A 23,293-nucleotide genomic window follows, 5' to 3' on the forward strand; every position below is an offset into this window, starting at 1 on the left:
GGCTCGGAGATGTGTATAAGAGACAGGGCCTCGACGGCAATGGCATTGCTGTTCAGTCTCATCGGGTGAGCGACGCAGTTTTAAAGCTCAACTCGGCACCCACCAGCATCGCCGCCGGCGACGTCATGATGGTGTGCAAAATTTTCAGTCACGCGGCAATCTTCGCTGTGCGGAGTTACAAACGCGAACGGATACAGAAGTGAAATTACGCCGTCGGCGGGAGCGGCCTGGCGGCTCACAATTGCTCCCAGGGCTTGGGCTATCCCACCAATTGTCCGAACAACAATTTGTACCAGTACTCGCCCGGCTCGCAGGTGGCGCGGCTCATGGCGGTGGACTGGTACGTCGGCATCAACAGCCGCGGCGGGCGCTCGTTGTTCCGCAAGCGCATGGAGCTGCCGGCGGAGGAAATAGTGGCCGGCGTTTCCAATATGACCCTGACGTACCTGCAAGAGGGCGGTGACAGCTTCCAAGCACCGGCCGCCGTCACCAACTGGTCGAACGTCACTGCGGTCAGAGTCGGTCTCACGATCGATAGCATCGATCAACGCATCTCCAGCGATGCCAGCGTGAACGAGGGACGGCTGCAGCGCGAGTTCGCCAATGTCATTACATTGAGGAATCGGGTGCTATGACCGGTTCGTTACGAAACATTCCATCGCAGATGCGATCCGGCCCCGCCACTCAACGAGGCGTTGCGCTGGTCGTTGCGCTGGTCCTGCTCCTGGTGGCCACTGTGATCGGGCTGGCGAGCGTTCGTGGCACGAACCTGCAGGAGCGCATGAGCGCCAACATGTATGACCGCTCGCTGGCATTTCAGCGCGCCGAGTCCGCGCTGCGGGCCGCCGAGGATGCCATCACGGGCAACTGGCAGATCAGTGCACTCGGCGGCGTCGATTGCACCGCTGCCGGCGTCGTGTGCAACGTGATGCCCGATGACACGTTTACAGCCAGCGCCACGCCCAACCCGAGTTGGGTTGCGGTTCCGGACGTCAACAACATCAACAACGACAAGACGCCGGGTCGGCCGCAATATTTCATTCAGTACATGGGCACGGGCAGCGGCGACAGCGATTTCGGCTTGGACGCCAATGCCGGTTCCGGCTCTTACAGCGAAGCGGGCAACTCGGCCCCGGTCACCGTTGCGTTCTATCGCATTACCGCGCGCAGCAGTAATCCGATCGACCTGGACGATCGCTCCCTGGTCGTGCTTCAGACCACCGTCAAGCGCGCCATCTGATGGCGGTTCAAATCGAGGGCGTCATGTCGACGAACAATGAGATGTGGGCGAGAGTGCGAGCCGCTTGCTTCGCAACGTTCATGACATTCATAGCCGGTGTCGCGGGGGCGCAGCAAGCAACGCCTGTCGTCGGGCAGTCGCCGCTGACCGTCGGCGGTAACGTGCCGGGCAACCTCGTGCTGGTGCCGTCGGTGGAGTATCCGACGCTGGACAGCATGGCGAACCTCAATGCCTATGACGTCAATCGCACCTACGTCGGCTATTTCGACTCGGGCAAGTGCTATCGATATGTCTACCACACCGATGAGCCGGAGCGGCACTTCAATCCAGTAAGGACCACGAACAACCGCACCTGCACCTACACGAACAAGGAGTGGAGCGGCAACTTTCTGAACTGGGCGGCGACCCAAACCATCGATCCGTTCCGCAAGGCGCTGACCGGCGGCTATCGGGTCAAAGACACCACGGCCGAGACCTGGGTGGAGAAGGCGCGCTCGGACGGCAATGGCGGCGGTGGTATCTATCCAGACCGGCGCCTGCCGGCGAGCGGCGACAATAATACCCTGGTCCGGGGCGCCACTCCGGCCGACTGGGCCAATATGAACACGCGCATCGGCACGCTCGGCAACAAGATGCGCTTCACCCTCGCTGGCAACAACCTCAACGGCAGCGGCCGGAACAACAATGTGATCACGGCGTACAACCCGGATGTAGCTCTGGATTCGGCCCTGGTCTATGAAGTCAGCGTGCGGGTGAAAGTGTGCGCCTCGAGCCCCGGCTTGGAAGCCAACTGCGTGGCGTACGGAAGCAACGCGGCGAAGCCGGAAGGGCTGATCCAGAAATATGCCAAGCGCATGCGCTTCAGCGTGTTCGGCTATCTCAACGAAAGCGCAATTCTGCGCGACGGTGGCGTGCTGCGCGCCCGGCAGAAATTCGTCGGCGACGAGAAACTCGATCCCAGAAACGGTTGGATTGCCAATGCCAATCGCGAGTGGGACCCGCAAACCGGCGTGCTGATAAAGAACCCGGATCCGACCGATGCCGCGGCTACGGCGGCCAACGTAGGCACGAATAGCGCCGGCAATACCATCGATAACAGCGGCGTCATCAACTACATCAACAAGTTCGGTCAGATGACGACCCAGAATCACAAGAGTTACGACCCGGTCAGCGAAATGTTCTACGCAGCGCTGCGCTACCTGAAGAATCAGGGCAACGTGGCGGCGTATTCCAATCTGAACAGCACCAGCGCCGATGTGCGCTATAACTGGGCGGACGGCTTCCCGGTCATCACCGATTGGGATGACCCGATCCAGTACAGTTGCCAGAGCAACGCGCTGCTCGGCATCGGCGACGTCAACACGCATCGTGACAAGAACTTGCCCGGCAATGCGAACAGGAGCGAGGAGCCGGCCGTCCCGCCCGAGGTGGCGAGCGACACGACCATCAACGTCGTCACTGCGACGCAACGGGTTGCGACGATCGAAGGCATCACGATCGACACGACCGGGGAGTTCACCGGCCGCAACAACTCCGCATATATCGCGGGTCTGGCGTACGACGCGAACACCATGGATTTGCGTCCAGGCGCCAACGACTTTCGTGGCAAGCAGACCGCGTCGACCTATTGGGTGGACGTGCGTGAAGCACAGACGCTGCTCGGCAGGGCGAGGAACCAATACTGGCTCGCGGCCAAGTACGGTGGCTTCACGCTGCCGGAAAACGAAAGCTATGACCCATACACGCGCACCGAGGCGCTGCCTGCCAGCTGGTGGGCCAGCAACGAAACCCTGAGTACCGGCGATGTCCGCCCGCAGAATTTCTATGTGGCGAGCGAAGCCGAAGCGATGGTGCAAAGCTTGAATCGCGCGTTCGCCAGGATCGCACTCCCGAAACCCGGTTCCGGCAGCTCGCTGGGCTCGAACTCGACTCGCATCGACACGGATACGCGCATTTACCAGGCCAAGTTCTACAGCGGCAGCTGGTTCGGCGAGCTGGAGTCGTTCCAGATCAATACCAGCACCGGTGCGCTGAGTTCTGTGTGGCGGGCAAGCGGCGTGAACCGCGATACGGCTTGGGCAGACCGGCCGATCTATGTGCACAACCCTCAGGGGGGAACGGCCGCCACCCGATATCGCTTGTTCACCTACAACAATCTTGGCTCGGATCAAAGGACCAAGCTTGGCTCGCAGGATGTCGTGAACTATTTGCGCGGCGATCGCAGCAAGGAGCAGGAGCAGACGAATGGAACGTTGCGCACGCGTGGCGGGGTGCTCGGCGACATCGTCAATTCCACGCCGGTGTTCGTCGGCAAGCCAAACCCATCGCTGTACTTGAATGCAACGTTCACCGGTGCCAGCGCGTATAGCCAGTTCGCGGTGGCGCAGGCCGACAGGACGCCCATGGTGTACGTCGGTGCCAACGACGGCATGCTGCATGGTTTCAATGGCAACACGGGTGCGGAGGTCTATGCCTTCGTGCCCAATGCCTCGATCGAGCATGGCATGAAGGAGCTCAGCAATCCGGAGTACGAACATCGCTATTTCGTCGATGGCGAGATGGCCATCAGCGATGTTTATGACACCGGCAGCAGCAGCTGGAAGACCGTGCTGGTGGGCACCATGGGCCGCGGCGGCCCGGGCGTGTTTGCGCTCGATATCACCAATCCCGCCAGCGTGCAGTTCCTTTGGGAGAAGAGCGCGACGGACATTCCGGCGCTCGGCAAGAACATCGGCAGACCGGTGATCACGCAGGTGGCCAACGGCGATTGGCGCGTGATTTTCGGTAACGGCGCGGACAGCACGGGAGGAAGCGCCCAATTGGTGATGATTGGTGTGTTCTCCGGGACTGCCACGGTCGCCAACACTGGGGCGGCTAACGTTAACGCACTCAGCGCCGTACTGGCGCGTGACACCAATCTGGATGGGTTTGCCGATACCGCTTTTGCCGGCGACCTGCGCGGCAACCTGTGGAAGTTCACCGGTCTGTCGGGAACGCCCACAGTGAGGCAGATCTTCGCGGCGACCGACCCGAGCACCAATCCGCAACCGATCACGGCCGCACCGTTGGCCGGCAGGGATCCCAACACGGGTGCCCTGTGGGTGTTCTTCGGCACCGGCCGCTATTTGAACACTGCCGATATCGACGATCACCAGGTGCAAACCTGGTACGGCATCAAGGATGAGTACAGCACGCTGACTACCAGGAGCGAATTGGTCCGGCGCGAGATTCTGACCGAGTCTCGGCAGGACGGACTGGCCGTACGCACCGTGCAAACTGGCGATGCCGGCGAACTGGGAGGCCTGCGCGGCTGGTACATGGATCTGGTGTCGCCGGGGACTAACGGTCAGCGGGGTGAGCGCATGGTTGTGCCAAACCGCTTTCAAGGCGCGGCGTTGATCGGCACCACGCGCATTCCTGCAGCCGTCGACCCGTGCAATCCCACGGGCACTGGTTTCATCATGGCCATCAATCCGTTCACCGGCGGCAGACTCGACTCGACCTTCTTCGATGTCAATCGCGACAGCCAGTTCAACAATGCTGACTTGTCGCAGGTGGATGGCAATATCATCTCCGGCATTGGCTTCGACACCGGCTCGAACAATCCGAATTTCGTCGAGAACGAGATGTACGTGAGCCTGGACGATGGCAGCACCGAGCACCTCAAAGTGCAGGGTGGCAACTCCAGTGCCGGACGCTTGAGCTGGCGTGAGCTGGTGAATTGACGGATCGTGAAGTCATGAAACATTCAAGGAATACACGCCGCTTCGGGTCTGCCGCCTCGTTCCAGAGGGGTGTCACGCTGATCGAGCTGCTGGTCGTGATGGTGATCGTCGGTATTCTCGCGGCGATCGCGTACCCGTCCTATCAGCGCTACGTGGCACGCACGCATCGAAATGCGGCGGCCGCGTGTTTGTCGCAGATTGCGCAATCTTTGGAGCGGCGCTACACGACCAATCTGACCTACGTCGGTGCCGACATCAATCCAGGCTGCGAGACCGAAAACGATCTCCAGCGCTTTTACACAATCACAATCCCCGAAGCCTCACTGAGGCAATCGGAATACGTCGTGCAGGCGGAACCGACCGCTGTCCAGAACCGGGCGGAGGGTCAGCAGTGTGGCACGCTGAGTCTGAATCACACTGGCACCCGTCGCTCGAACAACAACAACACTTGCTGGTGACGTGATCATTTGACGCTGTAGCCGCGTGCATCCAGGCACGCCGACATCGCGCGTCGATAGTCGCTGCGTTTACTCGCGTTCTGATCGTCGGCGACGCCGCCGCCCGGCTGCGTCGGATCGAATTGCGTCTCGTCTCTGGCCCAACTGTGGCACTCGTATCGATCCTTTGCCTGTTGATCCGACGATTGCCCGTTCTTCGGATACATGAAGACGTCGTTGTTGACCGAGGCGCTGCTGCCCGACGTTTGTTCGGGCGGATCGACCACTTGATAAGCGTGGGCGGAATCGCGCCACACGTAGTAAGTGTCGTCGGCAACATAGTAACGAGTGGGGCCGAACCAGATGGACGTGTAGAAGGGCGGCAGAACGGGCACGTAGAGACCGATCGGCGCGTGCACGACAACGAAGTTGGGTCCACGGGGCGCGTACCAAATGCCTCGCGAGTAAAAGTAACGACTGCCGCCGGGTGCGACGATGACGTGTCGCTGGGCCGGTATCGCGTGGACTTGGTAGCCTGCGCGAGGATAGTGATAACCGTGGCCGGGTGACTGAGCGTGCGCAAGCTGCGTCAGACCAAGAACGAGACACGCCAGCAGGCCAAAACTCATTCGCGTCTTCATAACGGTACTACTCTCGATCATTGCGTGCTATAGCCGCGCCCGGCGAAACAAGCGGACATCGCGCGACGGTAGTCTTCCACTTTGCGATCGACAGCGGACTCACGGCTGCGTTGCGCGTCGTTGCGTTGCTGCTCCACTTGTTGAATGCGTTGATCGCGCTGGGCGTCGCTGGCGGCACCAACCATGGCGCCAGCAGCAGCACCCATCGCGGCAGCCGGACCGGCGTGGTAAGGGCCGCCGATGAGAGCTCCGAGCACAGCACCTGTCACGGCTCCGCCCGGGATCGAACTCGGCGGTTGGTTCACGACACGAACACGGGCACGTTGGGGCAGGCTGGGCGCGCTCGGGTCGAACCCGGACTGCTTCACGGCCCACAGATGACACTCGTAGCGATCCCGGTCCTGCTGTTCCGCCGTTTGATTCCTGAGCGGATAGGCGTAGACGATGGATTCCTGACTAGGTGTGGGCGGCGGCGCAGGCGCTGGGCCTTCGACAGTCGTCGGAGTCGATGCGCATGCGCCAACACTCAGGCAGGCGCCGATGGAGAGTAGCGTTCGTTTCGCGGCGTTCACGAGGTTCACCTGGGGCGTGACATCGTGACTGCAAGCATCGCGCAGCCCGGGGCGGAACGTTGTAATCAGTTGTAATCAACTGTGGGCTGCGCGTTCGGACGCTCCGGCTCAGGTCGGCGCGTGAGTTTCATAGCCGGAGGACCCCAGGCCGTTGCACGAGACTTCGACCCGTTCGCTGCGGGTCGCCGAGTAGGCCATGCTGACGAGCGCGTCCGCATCGATCTGCGCTTTGCTGTCGAAACGTAGCAGTCGGCCGTCCGGCATCGTCATATACACGGCCACGACGAGGTTGCATTGGGTCACCACCACGGATGTGAGTGGATGGCCCTCGATCTGCGGTGCATTCTCTTCAGGGGGAATCTCTTCGCCACGGGGTGTCTGCGCTTGGGCAGAAGATATCGAGAACAGGAGCTGGGTCGCTGCAACCAGCGCAGCGATATGGAGCGGACGGTTCACTGCATACCTCGCAAAGAAAATGGCGCTCGGGAATTGGCGCTTGGGGGGTTAGCGCCCGGCTGCAGCAAACGGTTCCGCGCTCGCAAAAGATTTCGAAATGCAGTGGGAGAAAGTCCCACGCTCAAGCGGGATCGATAAAGCTGTTGATCGACAATCGACCTGAGCGCGGATCGGCATCGGGCACGAAGTTAGCATCGATCGAACCGGAGTGCAGCGAGTTGCGACGGTACACCAGCATGCGATTGAACACGCCTTCGGCCTGTGCAATTCGTTCGAACAGCGGCGTGTCGCCATTGATGTAGCGCAGCCCTGGGCAATCCGGCCCGGCGTTCTGTGCTTGCACCACATCGAAATATTCCGGCCCTCGCACTTCATCGAGAGTTTCAAAGCCGGTGGCGCGATGGCGGTAGAAGGCAGTGCCGCCGAGATTGCTCTTGAACAGGTAGTGGACGGTTGCGAATCCCTCGCTCGAGAGCGAGTCCACGTGCGGGATGCGCTGCATGGGAGTGAGATCCATCGCGGCTGTCGTCACCAGTGAAAAGTGACACATACTGAGTCTAAGTGTGTTGCCCGCGAAATCGAAATGTTCGCTGAGCAGCGGCAGCAGGCGCGTGGCGAGGAAGTGTTCATAGGAGGGCGGAGCCTTGGCCCGGATCCCGGGATAAAAGCGGCCGCCCGAGGTGAACTGTGCCGTGCTGGCCTTTTTGATCAGGCGCTCGGGCTCGGCGACGAAGTTGTCGATCACCAGCAGCGTCGCACGCTCGCGGCCGAACACCAGCTTCTCGAGCCGAAATTGCGGGTGAAAGTCGAGAATCATGGGTCCGTCCACCGGTGAGCGTTGCAGGCATAAGACTACTTTAGCAGCCGCGAACCTTGCTACGAAGTTGAGGGGCCGCAGCTGCCTTGGTCACGGCGTCAACAGGGTTTTGGTCAGGACGTGGATGATGAGGCCAGCAAGTCCACCGATCAGCGTACCGTTCACACGGATATATTGGAGGTCGGCGCCGATCGCGGATTCCATGCGACTGCTGAGCGTATCTGCGTCCCATTGCTTGACCGTGTCCGCGATCAAGTGCGCAACTTCGTGCCGTTGCAGCTCGAAAACACGAATGACGACCGCGCGCATCATGAGATTGATCTCGGTGCGCAGCGACTCGTCGTTCAGCACATTCTCGGCGACGCCGCGCAACCATTGTGCGAGTGGCGTATCGATCGAGGAATCCTGACTGGCGGCATGCGCGGCGATCTGATCGACGAGATCTCGCCCCACGCCACGTAGGTAGTCTTCGAAGGCCGGCTGCTCGAGCAATTGTTTCTTCAGTCGCTCGCCCTCGGCCAGGAACTGAGGTGACGACAGCAACTGTTGGCAGAGTTGGGCCAGCGCCTCATTGATACGCGTGCGTAGCGCATGATCCGGATCCTCCGCCGCCGTGCTCAGGATTTCGTCGAGCACGGTGACCAGCCGGTCGGCGACCTTTCGGTCCACCGCAAGACGTCGCCACAGCCAGGAGGTCCGTACGCTCACGGCGTGACGCAATTGCGGCTCGTATTCGCGGACCAGCTCGGCGGCCTTGCGGAGCAGGGCGTCGACCAGCCGATTGTGACCTTGCTGCGCCATGAGCCCTGCAAGGATTCTGCCGAGTAACGGCGACAGCTCGGTGCGCTCCACGGGGGCGAGCAAATATTTGCGGATCAGCTGGCGCAGAGCATCGTCGCTCAGCGAACTGGCGATCGTCGCGAGGCCGCGCATCAGGCCCGTGGCTGCCACGGAGCTGTTCTGTGGATCGCTCAGCCAGCGTGCGAGACCGCCTGCGAGATCGGCGGCCTGGATTTTCTCGGCGACGATTCGAGGCGCGAGAAAATTCTCCTCCACGAAGCGCCCGAGGCCTTCGCCAATTCGGTCCTTGCTCCTCGGGATCACTGCAGTGTGCGGAATGGGGATACCCAGCGGATGGCGGAACAGGGCGGTGACCGCGAACCAGTCCGCAAGCGCGCCGACCATCGCCGCCTCGGCGAAGGCACGAACGTAGGCAACCCACGGATGCGTGCGCTCCAGTACGTAGGCAATGACGTAGAGAATACTGACCGCAATGAGCAGTCCAGTCGCGACTCGCCGCATCTGGCGCAGCCCACGGGGAGTGGGGGTTCGCTGCATGTGGTCCTCTGGCCCTCCGGAACTACCAGCCTGGATGGGGAATAATAGGGCAATTCACCAATGTGACATGGCGGTGTGGAATGATTACCGTGGCTGAATCCTCCGCGAGGAGCCCCCGATGAACAACGATCTACCCTTCGATCAGGACGAATTGATCCGGCGCATCGGCCGCGAGCTCGCCGACAGCGCCGACGAAGAGCTGGAGATGGAGTTCGAGGATCACCATCCGCTGCCCGGGATTCCCGGCGGGCAGGACGGCGCGGCGGAGAAGGAATATCGGCGTCAGTACTTCCGGCAACTGCTGCGCCTGCAAGCGGAACTGGTGAAGCTGCAGGACTGGGTGGTCGCGACCGGGCAGAAGATCGTCATCCTGTTCGAAGGGCGCGACGCCGCCGGCAAGGGGGGTGCGATCAAGCGCATCACGCAACGGCTCAATCCACGAGTGTGCCGGGTCGTAGCATTGCCCGCACCGAACGATCGCGAGCGCACTCAATGGTACTTCCAGCGGTACGTGGCGCATTTGCCGGCCGCGGGTGAAATCGTTTTGTTCGATCGCAGCTGGTACAACCGCGCCGGCGTCGAGCGTGTGATGGGCTTCTGCACGCCGGAAGAATACGAGGAGTTCTTCCGCTCGGTGCCCGAGTTCGAGCGCATGCTGGTGCGCTCGGGCATCCATCTGTTGAAGTACTGGTTCTCCATCACCGACGAGGAACAGCATCTGCGCTTCCTCGGGCGCATTCACGATCCGCTCAAGCAATGGAAGTTGAGTCCCATGGATCTGGAGTCGCGCCGCCGTTGGGAGGATTACACGAGGGCGAAGGAGATCATGCTCGAACGCTCGCACATTCCCGAAGCGCCCTGGTGGGTGGTGCAGGCCGTTGACAAGAAACGCGCGCGCCTGAACTGCATCGATCACCTGCTGCAACAATTTCCATACGCGGAGGTGCAGAAACCCGATGTCGTCTTACCTCAGCGCGAACGGCACGAGCACTATTCCCGCCAGGCCGTTCCGTCGAACATGCTGGTCCCAGAGGTGTACTGACTCATCGCGAGCAACAGCAGTCCCACCAGCATGGAGAGCAGATCCATGCTGCCGCCACCGCCATCGCTGTGTCCATTGCTGGCATTTCCAGTCTGGCCGCCGTTTGCATTGCTGGTTCCGGGCTCAGACGCCGGCGCTGCTTTGATCTCTAACGTGATGGTGGTCGCTGCTGACTGACTGTGCGTGTCGACGACTGTGAGCGACACCCTCGCGGTTCCTGTTTGTCCCGCGGCCGGAGCGAGGCTCATCGTGCAGGCCAAAGTTTCCAAGCCGCAGCCTGCGCTGATCGAGATGCCGGCATCGGGCAGTACGGTTTCGTTATCGCTGCTGGCGCTCACGGTCAGCGTGCCGGAGCCATTCAGTGTGAATGCGATGGGAGCGGGCGCACTCGGCAGGGTGATCGACTGACTGGCTGCCGAGGTCACGCTGATGGTCGGGGGCGGTGGGGAGGCCGGAGGCTCGGGCGGATTCGGCGGGGTCGCGGCGTTCGCGACGGTGAGCGTGCCGATCGTATAAAGCTGGTCCGTGTTCCAGGACAAGCCCGAAGGGAGCGGGGGTAGGGTCAGAGTGCCGAACGTGCCTGACAGCGAATTGAACGAGAGCACTTTGAACTGATCGCCGATCGCGGGCGTAAAGCCACCGGTCAGCTCCACTTTCAGCGTCGCCTGGTTCAACGTCAATGCCCGAGCGACTGTCAGCTGACCGTGATTCGTGCAGGCGGTGGTGCCGCCGACATCGACGACCAGCGTCATGCTCGGTTGCAAAGTCACTGCACCGGGATCGCTCGGGCAGCCGCTCGCGTGGATTTCGCCCATCATGGCGGCGACTTCGGCTGCAGAGAGCGTGCGTGCTCCGAGCCCTGTGTAATGAACACCGTCTTCGAGAAATTCGGAGCTTCGACCGCCGTTGGCCTGCCAACCGATGTTCTCCATCAAACGTCGCGCGTTGATGACCATGACGTTGGGATCGCTTTGCGCGATGGCGAGTTGCGCGCCGACATATCGGTCGTACTCAGCCATCCGCGCTGCGGGCAGCGTGCTTTCGTAAACGTCTGCAATGAGGATGATGGGGAAGCTGGCATTGCCCACCCAGGTTCGCACGCGCGAGATCACCGCTGAAATATCGGATTTGAACTGCGCAGCGCTGCTACTGCCGCCTTCATTGGCCCCATAGTGCAGGATGGCGGCGTGGAAACCGAATGCGGAGAACATCTGACCGGCATTGGCGTGAGTGCTCAGGAACCGCGACGCCGTATAGCCGCCGAGCGAAAAGTTGTCGATCACGACGCCTTGCGGATGCGTCTTGTTGACGAAGCGCAGTCCGATGACGTCGGTCAGTGCCTGGTCGCTCGAGCCGAATACCTCGAGCTGCAGGTAGGGATGGCGATTGAAATCCAGGGTCGAGGTCTCGCCCGACTGGATGGAAAACGTCGGCGCCTGAAGCCCGAGCGCGAGCGTTCCTCGGGTCGTGACGGCAGCGGCATAGGAAACCGAGGAGGTTGCATTGGGACGGGCTTGATAGCCGATCTCGCCCGATGTGACATTGGTCGCGGCGTAGATGCGGGCTTTGACCACGCCCGAGGTGTTGAAATAGGAAACATCGGTCGGAATCTGCGTGCTCGGATCGACGCCGCTTGCATCGGGCCGCAGCATGGTCAATTGGCCGCGATTGCCGCCGGTAATGTTGCTCGCGCCGTTCAGGGTCGAGAAGGCGCTCGGCTGGGCATTCGGCAGAATCTGGGTGGCATCGAGTCGCGTCGCCGTGGGCCCCGGTGCCGCGCAGTGTCCTGCAAGCAGCCAGTTCGCGGGGCCAGAGTTGCCGTAATAGAAACATCCGACCACCGGCGTCTCAGGCGAATTGCCAAAGCGCTTCCACATCTCATAGTTCAATAACGGAATGTACTGGAAGCCGTGCGAGCCGGGGCTGGTCTCCTGCGAGTCGCCCAGTACCGCAATACGTAGGGTTTGCGTCTGCGCTGCCTGCCACAGGGCCTGGAACACCTGTGGCCGTTGTGCGTAAAAGAAATCGACGTCATGAAAACTGGGATAGGCTTGCTGGGCGTTGCCGCTCGAGGGCCATACAAGTGCAATTGCGCTGAGCGCCGCCCACAGCGGCGCTCCGATAGTTCGCGGCATCTTGGTCTCGTTGCGGTGATGCGAGCGCGATTCACTCTGTTCGAGCTCACCGGTCGCTCGCTGCTCCACGCTAAACGTGAGCAGGAACTACTTTGGTTCCGTGCAATGTGACATGTCGCAGCGCTAGCCGGAGTCCGGCCTGACCAGGTCTCGGGAGATCAGGGTGGTGAGGCCGGTGTTGGTCACCAGCAGCCGGGCGCCCGCCGGGCTCAGGTGAACTGCATCGCTGTATAAAACGGGCTTGCCAGGAGGCCGCTGCGAGCAAACTTTCGTAGCACACAGCACTGCGATTGCGTCGACCAGTTGCAAACCCGGGATCTCCAGCTGAACCCGATTCAGCACCCGGTTGTAAGGTGCCATGGCGAGCTCTACCTGCTCGCGGGCGCGCTCCGGATGGCACTGTGTCGTGGGCAATTTGAAAGCGCGGAGAAAACAGGCAGGCGGGCTTGCGTACGCGGGAATCTCGCCGAGATAAATCACGCGCGAGAATCGGGAGAGCTCGCTCAACAAGCTGCGCACGCCGTACTCGAACAGCGCCTCCTTGGATTCGTTGGTGCTGCCGCTCTCGCGGCTCAAGTGAAACTTGGGATTGCTGATGAGCACGGAGCCGTTGCCGACGACGACGATGACCTTCGGCTTGGTCTGCTGTGCGTATGCGACGAAGGTGCGCCAAACGTCCTGACACTCTTTCTCGTTGTCATCGTAGCCGATGAGGCGCACGTTGAGGACCGGTGGGCAGCCACCGCGACCCAACAGCATGACTGTGTATTCCTGCGACAGCGCTGGCGCTGCGACCTCGTATATCGCGTGGGCTCTGGAGTCTCCGACGAACAGGATCGAGGGCGGCTGCGGGCCGGTGGTGCGGCAGTAGTTGACGGGCATCTCCGCGGCAAAGCGGGCGCGACAGACCTTGTCGATCTTCGGGCCATGAACCAGTGCCAGTATGTCCGGATCGAAGCGCTGCGCCACGCCGCCGGTGACATAGATCACCATCCCAGCGGCGGCCGCGACGGCCGCGGACGCAGCCAGGCGGTAGTTCAGCCTGCGCTCCTTGCGTCTGCGGATGGGCATTTCGATGAACTGATAGGTGATCCACGCGAGCAGGAAGCTCATCCCCACTGCGACCCAGCGAATCGCCAGCGGCGGCAGGCCGGCTTCGAGAATGTTCAGGAACGACAGCAGGGGCCAGTGCCACAAGTACAGCGCATAGCTGATCAGTCCGACCCACACCAACGGTCGCCAGCCCAGGACACGGCGCTGAATCCATGCATGCGCGGGTGTCGCCAGGATCAGCAGTGTGCCGGCGACCGGCAGTAACGCGGGCCAACCTGGAAATGGCGTCTCGGTATCGAAGCTCGCGATCGCGACCAGGATCAATGCCAGGCCCGTCAGCGGCAGCAGGTTCTGAGCCGCAGCGAGCCGGCGATTCGCACCGAGTTCGCTCGTTACAGCGCGTGTGGAGCGCTCCATCAGCAGCGCCAACAGGCAGCCTGCACCCAACTCCCAGAAGCGCGACACAGGCCAGTAGAAATTCGCGACCGGCGCCGCCTGCGCCAGCTGCACGCTCAACGCAAAGGAGGTGAGCACGAGGATTGCGAGAATCGTGAGCAGCGCCGTCCTACGCTTCCACAGCGTCACCATCAGCACGGGCCATAGCAGGTAGAACTGTTCTTCGATACCCAAAGACCACAGATGCAGCAACGGTTTGAACTCCGCCGCGGTATCGAAGTAGCCGCTTTCGCGCCACAGCGCGATGTTCGCGAGGAATACCGCCGCTGCCGTCGCATGTTTGCCCAGTTCCTTGAATTCGTTGGGCAACAGCAGCACCCAGCCGAGCGCCAGGATGGTGACCAGCACCAGGATCAGTGCAGGAAACAAACGCCGCACGCGGCGCCAGTAAAAATCCGCGAACGAAAAATCGGCGTGCAATAACTGGCGCGCGACGATGCTTGTGATCAAGTAGCCGGAGATCACGAAAAACACGTCGACGCCGACGTAGCCTCCCGGGACGGCTTCCGGAAACGCGTGGAATCCAAGCACGGCAAGCACGGCCACCCCCCGCAAGCCATCGACGGCGGGGCGATATTGGAAATGCTCGGCGTGCCCCGCTGACAGGACGTCAGGGTGCATGGGCAGACCCTCTCTAACTCGACCAGGAAAATTCGAGAGTTAAGAGAGTCCGGTACTACGGTGGAGAGGAGAGCGACGCGGCAGCAGAGGAAGCCGGCGACAGCAGCGCGGAACAGCTGGTGTTACTCAGCATCGGGCGGTCCTGCGAGCGATGCTGTTGCCCGAAGATGGAAAAGCGCGCCGGCACGCGGCGAACGTGATGACCCTTACGGCGGCGCCAGACGATTTTTCGTAAGAACTGCAGACACGGCATCGGAACGTCCGATGCGCTCGTGTTTGTTTGTCTTGCGCAGCCCTTCATGTGACGAGCAATCGCCGTCTCGACCCCAAAGTTCCTGCACTTTGTGCGATCAAAAATTTTCTACGGTGATCCGTCTACGCCGAGTTCGTAGCCTTTGCCGGCGGGTGCGTCGAACTGGTTCACCAGCTTCGCGTACTGCGGCGGATAGAGCCGCGACACCTCGAACTGACCGCTGGTGCGATCAGTCACTGCATCGATGGTCTGTCGCAGGATCATCGCGTGGCCGACGACATTCCATTTGCCGTCGATGTCCTCGACCAGCAAGACGCGCGTCGGTTTGAGGTTGTAGAGGCGCCGGCCCGCCAGCGAAAAATCATAAACCCCGCCGACGCGCAGCTCGGCGGGAAAACCGGCGCCACGCTTGAGCTTCAGCGTGTCGTTGAGTTCGATCAGATGTCCCATGAGTGTTCCTTGCGTACGGCGGCAGCGATTGTAACCGCTGCAAGATCTGCGATGATGCTGTCGGAGATCGGACCTCATCGTATGCCAGGGATCAAATGCCATACCTCCTCATCGTACTGCTGTTTTTGACCGCCAAGAGTCTTGCTGCCGAGCAGCCCATCGAGCTGCAAACCGGCTCTGGAACGTTGCACGGCACGCTCAGCACACCAGCGTCGGCGGGGCCTTTTCCCATCGCTCTGATCATTGCTGGCTCCGGTCCAACGGATCGCGATGGCAACAGCGCTATGCTGAGTGGCAAGAACGATGGGCTGAAGATGCTCGCACTCGCACTAGCCGATGCAGGCTTTGCCGCAGTGAGATACGACAAGAGAGGCGTCGGCAAGAGCGCCGCGGCGGCCGTGACCGAGGCGGATTTGCGCTTCGATCATTACGTCGAGGATGCCAGGGCGTGGATCGAGCAGCTCTCCAAAGATCAGAGGTTTCGAGGCGTCGCGGTCATCGGGCACAGCGAGGGATCGTTGATCGGCATGATCGCCTCGCAAGGAACTCGGGCCGCGGCATTCGTCTCGATCGCGGGTGCCGGCGAGCCGGCTTCGGCAACTCTGAGACGACAACTGCGCGGTCGTTTTCCGCCCGCGCTGATCGAGCGCAACGAGGCGATCCTGAAGGGACTCGAAGCAGGAGAGCTGTCGCCCGACGTCCCTCAGCCGCTGATGCCGCTGTATCGGCCGAGCGTACAGCCGTACCTCGTGTCGTGGTTTCGGTATTCACCGACGATCGAGATTGCGAAGCTGACCCTTCCAGGGCTGATCGTCCAGGGCGATACCGATATCCAGGTGACGGTCACCGACGCCGAATCGTTGCAGCAGGCGTGTAAGCAATGCGAGCTGCGAATCGTGCGCGGCATGAATCATGTCCTGAAGCTGGTTCTGGCGGATCCAGGGCAGCAAGCTGCTTCCTACGGCGATCCGTCCTTGCCGGTGGCGCCCGACCTGATCCAGTCGATCGGCGCATTCCTCGCTCGCTCGACGAAGAGCGTCGGTAACGCGGATCCGTTAAAGTAGCCGTCCGGGGGAAGGATTCAGTCAGGATCGATCGATGTCATTGTTCTCACGCTTTCGCAAAGCGCCGCAGCCTTCAGCTCCCGCGAAGCAGCCGGAACCCATAGCGCCCAAGGCTCCCGAGCCGCGTGCTCCAGAGGCTGCGCCGCTCGCGGCACAGGAGGAGCAGGGCTTGCAGGCAGCGATGGCCGCCGGCGATATGCCGACGCTGGCCAGGCTGGTCATCGACGGCACGTCGACCAGGATCCGACAGCAGGCGGCCGAGGCCATCGACGATCCGGCACTGATCCGCCAGCTGATCCGCGACGCCCGCGGCGGCAAGGACAAGAGCGTCTACAAGATCCTGACACGCAAGCGCGACTCGCTATTGGCGCAGGAGCGCGAAGTCGAGCACCTGCACGCTGAAGTCGCGGCGGCGGCGGCGGCCATCGAAAAGCACAGTCATCGTCCGTATGACCCGATGTTCACGCCGACCCTGGAGCAGCTGGAAAGTCGCTGGACGGCCGTAGCACCCCATGCAGAGCCGGATGTCGCCGAGAAAACCCGGCAGGCAATCGACCGCGCGCGAGAAGTCGTCGCTCAGCACTTGCGACAGATCGCCGCCGAAGCGGCTCGCCAGCTGGCCGCTGCCAATGCGGCCACCCAGGCCCAGCAGCAACGGGAGCAGGAAGAGAAGGCTGCCGCCGCCGCCGCTGCCGAGCGAGCCCAAGTCCACGAAGCCGAACACAAGGCTGAAGTCGAGAAGCACGAGGCGGAAGCGAAGTCATTGCGCCAGATCGGTGGCCTGCTTCGCAAAGCCCATGGTGCCCTCGCGTCCGGCAGCAGCAAGACCGCGGCAGGCTTGCGCCGAGGCATCGAGGAGAGGCTCGCCGGCGCGCCGCCGTTGCCGGCCCATCTTGCCAATCAACTGCGACATCTCGATGAGAAACTGCAGGAGCTGAAGGACTGGAAGAGCTTCTCGGTCGCTCCCAAGCGCATCGAGCTGATCGAAAGAATGGAGTCGCTGATCGGCGCGACACTGCATCCCACGGCGCTGGCGGGGCATATCAAGGATCTGCAGGAACAGTGGCGGACCTTGAGCAAGGGCGCGGGCGAGAATGGCGAGGCAGAGTGGCAGCGCTTCCATGAAGCCGCGCAGAAAGCGTTTCAGCCGTGCCGCGAATTCTTCGAGGCGCAGGATCAGGTCAAGGCCGACAACCTGCAGCAGCGAGGCCTGCTGTTCGAGCGGCTCGCCGCGTTCGAGGCGCAACACAATTGGGAGCAGCCCGATTGGCGCAACGTGATCACAGCGGTGCGCGAAGCCAGACAGCTTTGGCGCCAGCACTCGCCAGTGGATCCGGCCGCGGCCGAAGAGTTGCAAGGGCGCTTCAATACATTGACAGCAACTCTGCAGAGCCGAATAGATGCTGAGTACGCGCGTAACGTCAAAGAAAAGAAATCACTGATCGAGCGTGCGCGAGCGCTCTCCGGATCCGCGGAGACTCGCAAAGCTATCGATGAAGTCAAACGACTGCAGGAGCAATGGAAGGCCGTCGGCCCGGTGTCGCGCGAGGACGATCGCAAGCTATGGGAGGACTTCCGAAAGCAATGCGACGCCTTGTTCCAGAGACGACAGCAGGAGTTTGCGACCCAGAACGCGGCGCTGGACTCCAACAAGTCGCAGGCCATCAGCCTGTGCGAAGACGTCGAGAAGATTGCACAGCTGTCTGGTCAGGAACTGATCGACGGCGCGAAGCGACTTGCCGAGTTGCGGGCCGCTTTCGACGGCATCGAGGAATTGCCAAGAGCCGATGCACGACAACTGCAAACCCGCTTCGAGCGCGCGCTCGAGCGTTGTCACAAAGCTGTCGCTCAACAGCACGCTCGGGATGCGGAGCAGGGCTGGACAGCGTTGCTCGATGCATCGAACGCCGTGCGTGCGTATCGACTTGCGGTTACTCGACCGGCCGATGAGGCTGAGCGTGAATCGCTGAAGCAGATTGCCGAGGCTCAGCTGTCGACACCGACGAAATGGCCCAAGCGCGGGCTGGAGACGTTGAAGCACGCTCTCGCTCAGCCGGCCAACGACGAGCTCGCCGCCAACGAGCTGGTGCTGCGGACCCTCTGCGTCCGCGCCGAGATCCTGACCGACACACCGACACCCGAGGCCGATCAGACGCTACGCCGCGAATACCAAGTGAAGCGGCTGATGCAGAGCATGGGGCAGGGGATCAAGGCCGAAGAAGGCCTCGATGCACTGACGCTCGAATGGCTGGCGGTGGGGCCGACCGAGGAGGGCACGTACCTGCCGCTGCTCGATCGGTTCAAGGCGTGCCGGAGGAAGGCGGTGTAACCAAACCGGCGCTCAGGCAGCCTCTGCCCGCAGCTTGAGGCCGAGCGCGCGCGTGACTTTGAGTACGGTGCCGAGGCTGGGATTTGCGCCCTTGCTGAGCGCTCGATACAGGCCTTCGCGCGTGAGGCCGCTGTCACGCGCGACGCGTGACATGCCGCGAGCACGGGCGATGTCACCGAGCGCGGCAGCGATGAATGACGGATCGTCGCCCGCCTCCTCAAGGCATGCTTCGAAATAGGCGACAACATCTGCCTCTTTGCGCAGATGATCGGCCACGTCCCACTTGGAGAATGTGACTCGCGATTTGCTGGCCGATTTCTTCGTGGCCGACTTGCGTCCTGGACGCTTGGTTGGCATGACTATGTACTCACTCGGTCCAATGCTTTTCGATCTCGATCGCGCGCTCGATATCCTGTAAACGATCGGTTACAGATACTGAGTTAGCCCCTCTGGGTGTAAGAAAAGGCCGGGTCGCGAGCACTGGCGTCGTCAACGACCGTCGGCGCCCCGGCGAGCCTGTCGTTCCGAGGAAAATTTCTTTCCCAAGGTGACGGCTGCATCTCTTGGATCGAGAATTTCTCCACACGATGGGCAATTGAGTCTAAGCCCGGTTTCGTGCCCGCACTTCTTGTGGACGATGACCAGCGCAGGCGGGTTGTTCTTTTTCAGTCCGCTCCACTTTTCGCCCCAGTTCTTCAGACTGAGTAGCAGCGGATAGAAATCCAGACCCTTGTCGGTAAGCCGGTATTCATATCGCACGGGTCGCTGGCTGTACTGGCGTCGTGCAACGATGCCGTCCTCCTGCAATCGCTTGAGCCGAGTGGCAAGCAAATGCGACGACATCCCCGTTTGCACCTGAAATTCCTCGAATCTTCGAGCGCCCAAAAACAGCTCACGAAGGATGAGCACGGTCCATCGATCGCCAACCACCGCCAGTGATCTGGCAATGGGGCACACCGTGTCGCCAACATCGGCCCAACTCATGTTGACTCCCTTCAAAAATTGAAGCTAGTATTTTGCCGCGCCATTCTTCGAAGTTCAACGACACGCGCGCGGCGCATTGCTCGAGGGAATTGGCGTGAACCGCTAAATCTGCGCCCGAAGATCGCGCGCATCTTTTTGTACAGCATGCAATGACAGCAATCTCAAACGTCGGTCCGGCTTGGTACTTCGAGCAACTGAGTGACGATGAATTCTCCCCGACGAGTTATGTCGGAGGCGCGTGGAACCCAGCGGAGCAGCACATCGCACCCGTGCTCGGGTTGTTGACACACCTGATCGAGCAGGACTGTGCCAACCGTGGACGCGACAATCTGCTGATTAGCCGGTTGTCCTTCGAAATTCTCGGTCCGCTTCGCATGGCGCCGTTTAGAGTGAGCGTGGCAGTCATCCGACCAGGCAAAACCATCGAGCTGGTGGAAGCGCGGATCACCGCTGCTGAGCGCACGGCAGTGGTGCTTCGTGCCTGGCTGCTGGTCGGTGGTGACACGGCCGCGATATCGGGAAGTCCCATCATCGCCATGCCGGATCCCGACACTCTACCCAAATGGGAATATTCCAGCGTGTGGCGGGGTGAGTTTGTGCGTACGGTGCAAGCTCGTCGTGCGGAGCAGAGCCCCGGAAGGTGCACGATCTGGGTGCGCACGGACATCGACCTGTTGAAGAACACCTCGGTCAGCTCTACCGCACGCTTCATGGGGCTCATCGATGTCGCCAATGGGGCGACGCCGCGGGCGTCCCCGGATGCAGTCGCATTTCCGAACCTGGACCTGACTGCTCACCTGATCCGTGCGCCCATCGGTTCGTGGGTTGGCCTTGATACGACGGTGAGCTTTGGCTCAACCGGTGTCGGTCTCACGCACAGTCTGATTCACGATGAGCGCGGTCCGGTTGGCGTCGTGAGCCAGTGCCTGACTGTGCGACCGGCCGGCAACACTTAGCAGGTGTCGGCTCGCAGCGCAGTTCAGAGGTCCGGATGAGTCACGCAATAGACAACTCCAATCTGCACTCGGTCATCATCGCGTTCTTTCTCCGGCACCAGCGAGCTCCGACGATCTCAGAGCTTGCGTCGCATTTTCAGTGTGCTGAGGCACAGGCTCGCGCGGCCTTGAGGGGTCTCGCTGACTATCACGGAGTCGTGTTACATCCGAACTCCGATGAGATCTGGGTCGCTCATCCTTTTTCCGCTGCCCCCACCACCTGCGTGGTGAGGGCAGCTCAACACACATGGTGGGGCAACTGCGCGTGGTGTTCCCTGGGCTTGGCTCACCTTGCGGGTGGTACGGCCACTATCGAGACACGTCTCGGCGCCATGGGCGAGTTCGTGACCGTGCGGATCGAAAACGGAAAAATTCTAGACAAGGATTTGGTTGTCCATTTTCCCATCCCCATGCGAAGCGCTTGGGACAATGTTATCTACACCTGTTCCATAATGCTGTTGTTTCGCAACGAGTCGCAGGTCGACGCGTGGTGCGCTTCGCGCGGAATCCCGAAGGGCGACGTGCGGCCTGTCGAGCAGGTATGGAAGTTTGCCGCTGAGTGGTACGCACGCCATGCGGATGCGCACTGGACAAAATGGTCTGTCCGCCAAGCCGCTGCGATGTTCGAGCGTCACGGCCTCACTGGTCCCGTGTGGACGCTCGATGAACAAGAGGGGCGTTTCTAACAGGTCATGGGTCGATGTCGCTGGCGAGTCGAGATCAGTTGCCGACAGGCAGACCGATATTGAATCCCTGCTTCTCCAGCTGTGCGCGAACGTGTTCGAAACGCTCGTAGCGTGTGAGCGTGATGGGGCCTGTATAGGTCTCGCTTTGCAGCTTACGCGGCGGATACTTCAAGTATGTCTTCATCAGATCCTGGATGGCCGCGTTGATCGACACGACCGTCCAGGTGCGCTCCGTATAGTTGTTCATGAAAATGTCGTAGCGCTCCTGGGGATCCTGCCAGAGGTCGAACACCTGAGGTACGGTCGCAACATAGGCGTTCGCGCCCTTCCAGCCCAGATTGCTATCGACGGCCAGGCCACCCGTTCTGGCGCCATCGTCGCCGCGCAGATTGAACACCGCCTTGTAGTTTCCGACGCGCGCCGCGCCCGGCGTCAGTTCGTCTTCGGTGAAGTAGAACCAGCTCTTGCGTTCGCATTTGCCGGTGCCGAACAAGACGGGTGACATGTCGTAGCTGTCGAAGATGATCGGCTCTCCTTCGCGATCCATCTTCGGCAGGTCCGCGCCGGCTAGCGATGCGAACGTCGCCATGTAGTCCAGGCCGCCGACGATGTCCGAATTCCGCGATCCCGGCTTGATGCCCGGCCCCCAAGCGATGGACGGGACGCGATTGCCGCCTTCGCGCACAGTGCCTTTGGTCCCGCGGAACGGCGTGAATCCGGCATCCGGATAGACGTCCTGCCAAGCACCGTTATCGGTAGTCCAGAACACATACGTGTTGTCGTCGAGGCCCAGCGAGCGGACCTTGTCCATGATGCGACCGATTCGTGTGTCGTTCTCCACGACGGAGTCGGCGAACTTCGATTTCGAGAGCGACTTGCCTTCGAACTCGGGCGCCGGCATGTTCGGCTGATGCACCTTCATGAACATCACGCTCATGAAGAACGGTTCCGTGGACTTGGCGTTGTTATCGAGGTATTCGAGTGCTGCCTTTTCGATGTACTCGTCGAAGAACGGGATGCCGACGATGCCCTTTTCCGGAGTGTTGACGTACTGGCCGTTGATCTTGAAGTCTTCCTTCGCTTTCTGGCCCGCGTTTCCCGAGAGCGCGCCCTTCGTTACGCTCTCGAACATCTTGCGCAATTCCGGATCCATGTCGGGGAACCATTTCGGATCGGCGTAGGTGTAGGCGTTGAGGTGGTACAGACCCGCGTACTTCATTTCGTCGTAGCCATGTGCGTTGGGCAGCGCGTAGTCCGATTCGCCCAGGTGCCACTTGCCAGTGAAGAAAGTTTTGTACCCCGCGGTCTTGAGAACCGAAGCTAGCGTCCACTCTGCGGCCGGCAAGCCTCCGCCCTGACCCTGAAACGCGACCGTAGTCATGCCACTACGGTTCGGGATGCGCCCCGTCAGCACGGCGGCGCGACCCGGCGTGCAGCTCGGTTGTGCGTAGAAGGACATGAACTGCATGCCCTCAGCAGCCAAGCGATCGAGATTCGGGGTCGGCATACCGCGATTTTCGCCGCCACCATAGACTCCCGCATCGCCGTAGCCGAAGTCATCCGAGAGGATGAGGATGATGTTGGGCTTACGCTTCTGCTTGCCTGATGCTGTCGCCATCGCTGTTGCCTCCTTAGTCGGGAGCGCTCAATCGGAGCATTGACCGTTGGGCACGGCCAAAAATATCCAATTAGCCCTGGTAGACGAGGAATCAGCGAGAAGTTTTGGCGCCAAGCGCCGCATGAGATATCCGGGCAGCGTGCACCCATAGGCCCACTCGTCCACGGTGGTCATTGCAACTGCTGGGGGCGAATTCGACGCAGGCCGCTCGACCACGCGCTCCAGTGCGTGATGCACGCCCCAGTCTTCGTCGAGGCTCCGCCATGCGGGCGCATCCCGGCCGGCGCTTCGGTGCGTAGGACGATGACGATCAGGCTGGTTGTGGTCAGGGCCGTCGTCGGTGTTACAGCACAGCTTTGTGTGCTGTCAGAGGCTTGGCCC

21 protein-coding genes are annotated in these 23,293 nt (G+C 61.3%); 10 read left to right on the forward strand and 11 right to left on the reverse strand.

From position 1 onward, the window contains the following. The 5 genes from D0550_RS35650 to D0550_RS25790 all read left to right on the forward strand — a co-directional run. The coding region (locus tag D0550_RS35650) for a hypothetical protein (RefSeq protein ID WP_206606539.1) at nt 1-203 on the forward strand (203 nt) is incomplete at its 5' end. 51 nt (nt 204-254) lie between these two features. Then, on the forward strand, nt 255-635 hold the full coding sequence (locus D0550_RS25775) for a PilW family protein (protein WP_116812075.1): 381 nt from the start codon (nt 255-257) through the stop codon (nt 633-635). Beyond that, nucleotides 632-1,240, forward strand: a complete 609-nt coding sequence (locus D0550_RS25780) for a pilus assembly PilX family protein (protein WP_206606540.1) — start codon at nt 632-634, stop codon at nt 1,238-1,240. Before D0550_RS25775 ends, D0550_RS25780 begins: the two co-directional genes overlap by 4 nt. Nucleotides 1,241-1,263: 23 nt before the next feature. Continuing rightward, nucleotides 1,264-4,965 (forward strand): pilus assembly protein, encoded by a 3,702-nt coding sequence (locus D0550_RS25785; protein ID WP_206606541.1) that lies wholly within the window; start codon nt 1,264-1,266, stop codon nt 4,963-4,965. Between the two features lie 14 nt (nt 4,966-4,979). Then, on the forward strand, nt 4,980-5,423 hold the full coding sequence (locus D0550_RS25790) for a type IV pilin protein (RefSeq protein WP_116812120.1): 444 nt from the start codon (nt 4,980-4,982) through the stop codon (nt 5,421-5,423). 5 nt (nt 5,424-5,428) lie between these two features. Here the strand turns inward: D0550_RS25790 and D0550_RS25795 are convergent, their stop codons facing one another. From D0550_RS25795 to D0550_RS25815, 5 genes are all read right to left on the reverse strand, one after another. Further along, nucleotides 5,429-6,031 carry a DUF6515 family protein gene (locus D0550_RS25795; protein ID WP_153067343.1) on the reverse strand — a complete coding sequence of 201 codons (603 nt, stop codon included), beginning with the start codon at nt 6,029-6,031 and terminating at the stop codon, nt 5,429-5,431. 29 nt (nt 6,032-6,060) lie between these two features. Next, entirely contained in the window at nt 6,061-6,615 is a 555-nt protein-coding gene (locus D0550_RS25800; protein WP_153067344.1) for a glycine zipper domain-containing protein, read from the reverse strand. A gap of 108 nt (nt 6,616-6,723) precedes the next feature. Further along, nucleotides 6,724-7,071, reverse strand: a complete 348-nt coding sequence (locus tag D0550_RS25805) for a hypothetical protein (RefSeq protein ID WP_116812078.1) — start codon at nt 7,069-7,071, stop codon at nt 6,724-6,726. Between the two features lie 121 nt (nt 7,072-7,192). Then, nucleotides 7,193-7,888, reverse strand: a complete 696-nt coding sequence (locus tag D0550_RS25810) for a DUF6445 family protein (protein WP_116812079.1) — start codon at nt 7,886-7,888, stop codon at nt 7,193-7,195. Nucleotides 7,889-7,978: 90 nt separating this feature from the next. Then, nucleotides 7,979-9,226, reverse strand: coding sequence for a DUF445 domain-containing protein (locus D0550_RS25815; RefSeq protein WP_116812080.1), 1,248 nt, complete (start codon nt 9,224-9,226; stop codon nt 7,979-7,981). Nucleotides 9,227-9,344: 118 nt separating this feature from the next. Between D0550_RS25815 and ppk2 the strand changes: the two genes are divergently transcribed. Next, complete coding sequence (gene ppk2 / locus D0550_RS25820) at nt 9,345-10,268, forward strand: polyphosphate kinase 2 (protein WP_116812081.1); 924 nt, start codon at nt 9,345-9,347, stop codon at nt 10,266-10,268. Here the strand turns inward: ppk2 and D0550_RS25825 are convergent. The 3 genes from D0550_RS25825 to D0550_RS25835 all read right to left on the reverse strand — a co-directional run bounded on the left by D0550_RS25825 (nt 10,217) and on the right by D0550_RS25835 (nt 15,236). Then, a complete protein-coding gene (locus D0550_RS25825) occupies nt 10,217-12,403 on the reverse strand; it encodes an SGNH/GDSL hydrolase family protein (protein ID WP_153067345.1) in 2,187 nt (728 codons plus the stop codon). The genes ppk2 and D0550_RS25825 overlap by 52 nt on opposite strands. A 123-nt stretch (nt 12,404-12,526) precedes the next feature. After that, nucleotides 12,527-14,533: an acyltransferase family protein gene (locus D0550_RS25830; RefSeq protein ID WP_116812083.1), complete on the reverse strand. Its 2,007-nt coding sequence runs from the start codon at nt 14,531-14,533 to the stop codon at nt 12,527-12,529. A gap of 361 nt (nt 14,534-14,894) precedes the next feature. After that, entirely contained in the window at nt 14,895-15,236 is a 342-nt protein-coding gene (locus tag D0550_RS25835) for a hypothetical protein (RefSeq protein WP_116812084.1), read from the reverse strand. Nucleotides 15,237-15,331: 95 nt separating this feature from the next. Here D0550_RS25835 and D0550_RS25840 point away from each other — a divergent pair, with 95 nt between their 5' ends. Both D0550_RS25840 and D0550_RS25845 read left to right on the forward strand, forming a co-directional pair. After that, nucleotides 15,332-16,300, forward strand: a complete 969-nt coding sequence (locus D0550_RS25840; protein WP_116812121.1) for an alpha/beta hydrolase — start codon at nt 15,332-15,334, stop codon at nt 16,298-16,300. A 34-nt stretch (nt 16,301-16,334) separates the two neighbouring features. Further along, a complete protein-coding gene (locus tag D0550_RS25845) occupies nt 16,335-18,629 on the forward strand; it encodes a DUF349 domain-containing protein (protein WP_116812085.1) in 2,295 nt (764 codons plus the stop codon). A 12-nt stretch (nt 18,630-18,641) separates the two neighbouring features. On the opposite strand, the gene D0550_RS25850 is transcribed toward D0550_RS25845, so the two are convergent. Continuing rightward, nucleotides 18,642-18,986 (reverse strand): addiction module antidote protein, encoded by a 345-nt coding sequence (locus D0550_RS25850; protein ID WP_116812086.1) that lies wholly within the window; start codon nt 18,984-18,986, stop codon nt 18,642-18,644. Between the two features lie 132 nt (nt 18,987-19,118). After that, nucleotides 19,119-19,613: a winged helix-turn-helix transcriptional regulator gene (locus D0550_RS25855; protein ID WP_116812087.1), complete on the reverse strand. Its 495-nt coding sequence runs from the start codon at nt 19,611-19,613 to the stop codon at nt 19,119-19,121. A 149-nt stretch (nt 19,614-19,762) separates the two neighbouring features. Here D0550_RS25855 and D0550_RS25860 point away from each other — a divergent pair, with 149 nt between their 5' ends. Together D0550_RS25860 and D0550_RS25865 are read left to right on the forward strand one after the other, a co-directional pair. Continuing rightward, a complete protein-coding gene (locus tag D0550_RS25860; RefSeq protein WP_116812088.1) occupies nt 19,763-20,569 on the forward strand; it encodes a thioesterase family protein in 807 nt (268 codons plus the stop codon). 35 nt (nt 20,570-20,604) lie between these two features. Continuing rightward, nucleotides 20,605-21,294 (forward strand): alkylmercury lyase family protein, encoded by a 690-nt coding sequence (locus D0550_RS25865; RefSeq protein ID WP_206606542.1) that lies wholly within the window; start codon nt 20,605-20,607, stop codon nt 21,292-21,294. Between the two features lie 34 nt (nt 21,295-21,328). On the opposite strand, the gene D0550_RS25870 is transcribed toward D0550_RS25865, so the two are convergent. Beyond that, nucleotides 21,329-22,912: an arylsulfatase gene (locus D0550_RS25870; protein ID WP_116812089.1), complete on the reverse strand. Its 1,584-nt coding sequence runs from the start codon at nt 22,910-22,912 to the stop codon at nt 21,329-21,331. Nucleotides 22,913-23,293: the final 381 nt, after the last annotated feature.

Source organism: Steroidobacter cummioxidans, assembly GCF_003104955.1.